Source organism: Collinsella aerofaciens (assembly GCF_009876115.1).
GTDB classification, from domain to species: Bacteria; Actinomycetota; Coriobacteriia; order Coriobacteriales; family Coriobacteriaceae; genus Collinsella; species Collinsella aerofaciens_N.
In genome coordinates, this window is the sequence record NZ_WWSY01000033.1 from 1 (window position 1) to 1,590 (window position 1,590).

Sequence of the window (1,590 nt, forward strand, 5' to 3'; positions counted from 1 at the left end):
AACATTCCGCACTGATATTTTCTGTATTGAAGACGTCGATGATGCACCCGTATACCATTGACGTCGACACCATCAGATGCGGACCGCGCGGTGACCCCACATTCCGCTGGCGCCCACAGGGCTGCCCTCGTTTCCTGACATGTCCCGCGCGGGCCGCGGCGAGCCGAGACCGCCGCATGACCTAATAGGAGCATGGAGCGATACCGCGGACCCGAACAACCGCATTCTATCGCGCCCCGTCAGTGTGCCGTCTGCCCGGTCCAGGCGAGCACGGAAAGAACGGAGCGAGACATGAGAACCGAATCGACACCCGGCGCCCGCGGGCCGGTCTTCTGCGGGGTCGACACCCACGCCGACTCGCACTGGCTGTGCGTCCTCGACTGGAGGGGCCGCAAGGTCCTGTCCCGCCAGTTCCCCGCCGACGCGGCGGGCTACGAGGCGCTCGCCGGGGCGATCGCGGCGGCCGGGGAGCCGGCCTGCGTCGCGATGGAGGGGACGTCGTCCTACGGGGCGGGCCTCACCAGGCACCTCGCGTCGCTGGGGATGCCCGTGCGCGAGGCGCTCTCCCCGGCGAGGATGCAGAGGAGGCGCCCGGGGCAGGGAAAGTGCGACGAGGCGGACGCGGAGAGGGCCGCCCGCACGGCGATGTCCGGCTCAAAGCTCGGGACCCCCAAGAGCCAGGACGGGTGGGTCGACGGGGTGCGCTGCATGCTCGCGGCGCGCTCCGGGGCGGTGAAGGCGCGGACCTCGGCGATAAACACCGCGAGGTCGCTGCTCACCACCGCGCCGGAGGGGCTCAGGTCGAGGTTCCGCGGCATGGGAGGGCCGAGGCTGATGGAGGAGCTCCCCTCCGTGCGCGCCGAGGGCGCGCTGGGCGCCGCGCTCGGCGCGCTGGCGGACCTGTGGGAGGCGGCGCGCGACGCGGCGCTCGACATGGAGCGCGCGATCGAGGCGTCCCTGGAGGAGAACTGCCCCGCGCTGCTGGCGATGTACGGGTGCGGGCCCGTGAGCGCGGCCAAGCTCGCGGTCGCGGCCGGGGACAACCCGGGCAGGCTGCGCTCCGAGGCGTCGTTCGCGGCGATATGCGGGGCCTGCCCCATCCCCGCCTCGAGCGGCAAGACCGTGAGGCACAGGCTCAACAGGGGCGGCGACCGGCAGGCGAACAGCGCGCTGCACGAGATCGCGAGGCAGAGGGTCATGCGCGACCCCGAGACCGCCGAGTACGCCGAGAGGGCCAGGGGGCGGGGGAAGAGCGACAGGGAGGTCATGAGGTGCCTCAAGCGCTACGTGGCCAGGGAGGCGTACCGGGCGCTGATGCACCCGCACGAGATCAGGAGGCCCGGGGACGCCTCGGAGCTCGTGGCGGCCAGGCGCGCGGCGAAGGTCAGCCAGGCGAGGGCGGCGTCCATACTGGGCACCAGCGAGAAGTACATCTCGATGCTGGAGAGGGGCCAAAGGGAGCTCAAGCCCATAAGGAGGGCCTACGAGGCATGGGTCGAGGCCGGACTTCCGCTCGATTGGGACAGGCGGGCCTTCGAGGCCGAGCGCAAAATGGATTCTAAAAAACACCTTGCCAAATAGGAGCGTCAG

General features: G+C 70.6%; 1 protein-coding gene. It reads left to right on the forward strand.

Annotated features, from left to right (window positions below; translation table 11 throughout):
- The first annotated feature begins 291 nt into the window (after positions 1–291).
- Positions 292–1,581: an IS110 family RNA-guided transposase gene (locus GT571_RS09925; RefSeq protein WP_161156985.1), complete on the forward strand. Its 1,290-nt coding sequence runs from the start codon at positions 292–294 to the stop codon at positions 1,579–1,581.
- The last annotated feature ends 9 nt before the right edge of the window (positions 1,582–1,590 follow it).

Excerpts from the sequence above, each read along its gene's own strand:
- GT571_RS09925 (WP_161156985.1), top strand. The coding sequence starts at position 292 with ATGAGAACCGAATCGACACCCGGCGCCCGCGGGCCGGTCTTCTGCGGG.